This is a genomic window from Streptococcus oralis, assembly GCF_001075875.1.
GTDB lineage: Bacteria > Bacillota > Bacilli > Lactobacillales > Streptococcaceae > Streptococcus > Streptococcus oralis_I.
Map to the genome: position 1 here is coordinate 1 of NZ_JUOS01000049.1, position 4,242 is coordinate 4,242.

Below are 4,242 nucleotides of genomic sequence, written 5' to 3' on the forward strand. Positions count from 1 at the left end.
TTGACTGTTATGGCAAGTGAGGTGAACTAGTATGTTTCGATTAACCAATAAGTTGGCCATCTCCAACTTAATCAAAAACCGCAAACTCTATTATCCCTTTGCTTTGTCTGTCATTTTGGCAGTCACTATCAGCTATCTCTTTTATTCCGTAGCCTTTAATCCTAAAATTGGTGATTTGCGTGGTGCATCCGCTATTCAATTTACCCTACAACTAGGGCTTGTCGTAGTGACACTCGCATCTGCCATTATCGTACTTTATGCCAACAGTTTTGTCATGAAAAATCGCTCAAAAGAACTGGGTGTCTATGGTATGTTGGGACTAGAAAAGCGCCATTTAATTGGTATGACCTTCAAGGAGCTCCTGATATTTGGTTTAGTAACAGTGACTTCTGGGATTGGGATTGGTGCCCTCTTTGACAATCTCATCTTTGCTATATTGCTTAAACTTGCAAAGATGAAGGTAGAGCTAGTCGCAACCTTTCAATGGTCCGTAGTTCTTTCAATCCTTCTAGTGTTTGGTCTTATTTTTTTAGTCATCGTCTTCCTGAACGCTGTACGCATTATCCGTATGGATGCTCTCCAACTCTCTCGTGAGAAAGCGAAAGGTGAGAAGAAGGGGCGTTTTCTAGTCCTTCAGACACTTGTAGGACTAATTGCACTAGGTAGTGGCTACTATCTAGCACAAAGCGTAAAAGATCCAGTATCAGCGACTGTTACTTTCTTTATAGCAGTCATGTTGGTCATAGTTGCGACCTATCTTTTATTCAATGCTGGTATTACAGTTTTCTTACAGCTACTCAAGAAAAACAAAAGATATTACTATAAACCCAATAACCTCATCTCTGTTTCTAACCTTATCTTTCGTATGAAGAAAAACGCTGTCGGTTTAGCAACCATTACCATCCTTTCCACCATGGTTTTGGTCACCATGTCTGCAGCAACCAGCATCTACAACGGTTCTGAAAATATAAAAAATATCATGTATCCTCATGATTTCGATGTTAAGGCTAAGGGAAATAATATTGAAGTTGAGAATTTAGACCAACTATTGACTCAATATGCCAGTGAAAAGAACTTGACGATTAGCAATAAAGACGTTCTTAGCTATGCTAGCTTTGGCCTTTCTAGTCAAGATGGAACTAAATTAACCATCATGACTAAAGAACAAATCACGGAATTGCCTAAGACAGTTTTTCTAGTATTTGATCAAAAAGACTATGAAAAAATGACTGGACAAAAGCTAAATCTTACTGGTAATGAAGTAGGTCTTTGGGCTAAAAATAACCAACTAAAAGGTCAGAAATCATTTAGTCTTAACAGTCAGGAGTATAGTATCAAGCAAGAAATCCAGCAAGATTTTTTAGCTAACCATGTTTCCAATCTCTATATCCTTTTAGTTTCAGATTTTAACTACCTAGTTGTAGCAGATCTTCAAAGCTTTTTGGATCAGTACCAAGATTCTGCTGTCTACACTCAGTTCTACGGTGGTATGGATGTCACCGCAAGTCTAGAGGAACAATTAAACCTATCTGATGATTTTGATGCGTATGTAAATAATTTTAGCCACAATCTCAAGAGTGAAGATGCTATGGTTTACGGGGGTAATGGTTCAAGTGATGCAATTGCCCAAATGAATGCTCTCTATGGAGGTGTCCTCTTTATTGGTATTTTCCTCTCTATCATCTTTATGATAGGTACTGTACTGCTTATCTACTATAAACAAATCTCAGAAGGTTATGAGGATCGTGAACGCTTCGTGATTTTGCAAAAGGTTGGTTTGGATCAAAAACAAATCAAGCAAACCATTAACAAGCAGGTCTTGACCGTCTTCTTTCTCCCTGTAATCTTTGCCTTCCTACATCTAGCCTTTGCCTATCACATGTTGAGTTTGATTATCAAGGTTATTGGTGGTGTGGATACAGCTATGATGTTAAACGTAACACTTTCCATTTGTGGTATCTTTGCTTTAGTCTATGTCCTAATTTTTATGATTACTTCAAGAAGTTATCGCAAGATTGTTCAAATATAATAAAAAATGTTTGTCAAGGAATCATAGTATTACCCCCAAAGAATATTTTGGGAACGTTAAAGTTCACGATAAAAAAGATTATAGATAGATATTTCAAGAAAAAATCTTGAAACAATTTTCGCTTAAATGCATATTGAGATTATTATAGATTTTAAAAAAAATTTGTGAAAACAAGAGTCCCAATGAAAGGATAGGGTAGGTGCTTATGAAATTAAAATTATGTATCATTGGATTCTTCTTTTGTTTGATTGCTGCAATTGGTTTGGTCACTATCAGTGATACTGAAACCCCCATACCTTTACCAATTGATGGTGCTTTTTCTATTCAAGGGAAAAGCAATCTTTCTAATAACGAAATATACGAAATGCTTCGTGACTTATCAAAAACGGAAAAAGTTATCATTTACAAGCCAATCGTTCAGAGTTCGGGTCAGTTTAAGTATGTAAATTTCGATGATGAAAACAGTGAACAGTTAAAGTCAGTACCGATAATAGGGATGTATTACACCCTTGGGAAAATGGATGTAGACACTTTGAAACCACTTACGATGACAGGGCTGCAAACAGTATATATGTCTTATCCTTGGTATATAGGAGGAATGTTACAATTCACTGGAACTTTAAGAATACTGTTAATGAGTTCAATTTACTTAACTTTATTAGTTGTGTTATTTGTAGTTAGAACGAGGCAGATTAAAGAGGGAGTGATACGACGTTCTTTGGGATTGCCTGTATACGATCTAAGAAGAGAGTATGGCATTTCTCTTATTTTTGAACTGATTATGATGGCTTTATTGATGGTTTTTTACAGTTCTTTTTTGGGAAATGGTTTCTTAACCTATAGTTCTAAGTTATTTTTCTCTCTGCTTTTAACGAATTTTATATTATTTCAAATCATTGATCTCATTACCTTTGTTTTATTTTGGTTGACGATTCAGATTGAAAAGCCCATTGAAATTATCAAAAACAAGGCGAAAAACAAGCTTATTTTTGTCGTATGGCTTGCCATTATTTCGATTATTATCGTTGTATCAGGAATTTTTTTACAAGAAACAAAGAGTAGTCAATCCAGTATCAACATCCAGATACAGAATTTAGTACCATGGGACACAGTAAAAGACTGGAGAAGGATTGAGTTCCTTGGAATTGAAAATAACTCTGCTAAAAATGGAGAAGTAAGTGATTCGGATGGTCAGTATCTACAGATAGCTGCTTCCTTAAAAAACTTAGATTATTTATATATAGAACGATCCTCGGCCTATGTTCCAGATTTTATGAAAACATCTCATGCTTTAGAAGACTTTTCTAAACAATTAGAAAATGACGGAATAACGAATCCAGAAATAAATAAAGAGTTGATTTATATCAATCAAGCAGGTGCTAACCTACAAAATAAAGTGAATGGAACAAACTATCATCTTTTAGATAATAAGATAGCAACCATCTATATTCCTGAAAAATGGAAAGAAAACCAGAAATCCATTGAGAATACAGTTGTAGCAGAACAATTTATTGGAACAAACTATACAAAAGAAGAGCTTGCAGTACAAATAATTCCTGATGGTAATAAAATTTTTTATTTCAATGAGGATGCTGATATCGATCATAAAAATAAAGATATTTTACCAATGGCAAGTCTAGCAGATAGTAAAGATAACATTGTTGTTGTGTTAGATACAGACAAAATGATCGAAAACAACAAGTTTACTTTGGCTAGTAATATAACTAATAAGTCTCTTTTTAGTCCTGAGGCGGTAAAGAAAATAAATGAGATGGCTACCCAGTTGAATGTTTCAATGAATCCAGTAGATGTTTATCAAATTGTGAAATTAAAGATCCTGTCCTTAGAGCACCAAATTCTACTTTCACAAATCTTGCAGAAGATAATTTACAGTATTGTCTTTATACTCATTTATCAATATGTCCAACTTTATATTGCCCTAAAACAGAATGAATATGTGAAAAAAATCATTTTGGGTCTGTCAAAAACATATATAGCAATTTCAAGTCTCAAGTATTTTATGATTATTATTACAATGGTTATCCTATTTACATTTCTTATGACAGGTCAAATAGAGTTGCTGTATATTGGTCTTGCTTCTATACTAGTTTTGATGTTGTCAATCATAATGAGTTTTAGAAAATTATCTGAAAGCTACACTAAAATTTTAAAAGGAGATGAAACATGACAATTGACCTTTTGAACGTTTCAAA

2 protein-coding genes are annotated in these 4,242 nt (G+C 34.2%); both read left to right on the forward strand.

The genetic code is table 11. From position 1 onward, the window contains the following. The first annotated feature begins 31 nt into the window (after nt 1-31). The gene (locus ADM33_RS03200; protein WP_049503143.1) at nt 32-2,029 is read left to right on the forward strand and encodes an ABC transporter permease; all 1,998 of its coding nucleotides are present in this window, start codon (nt 32-34) and stop codon (nt 2,027-2,029) included. A 205-nt stretch (nt 2,030-2,234) separates the two neighbouring features. Next, nucleotides 2,235-4,217, forward strand: a complete 1,983-nt coding sequence (locus ADM33_RS03205; RefSeq protein WP_045762958.1) for a hypothetical protein — start codon at nt 2,235-2,237, stop codon at nt 4,215-4,217. Nucleotides 4,218-4,242 lie beyond the last annotated feature (25 nt).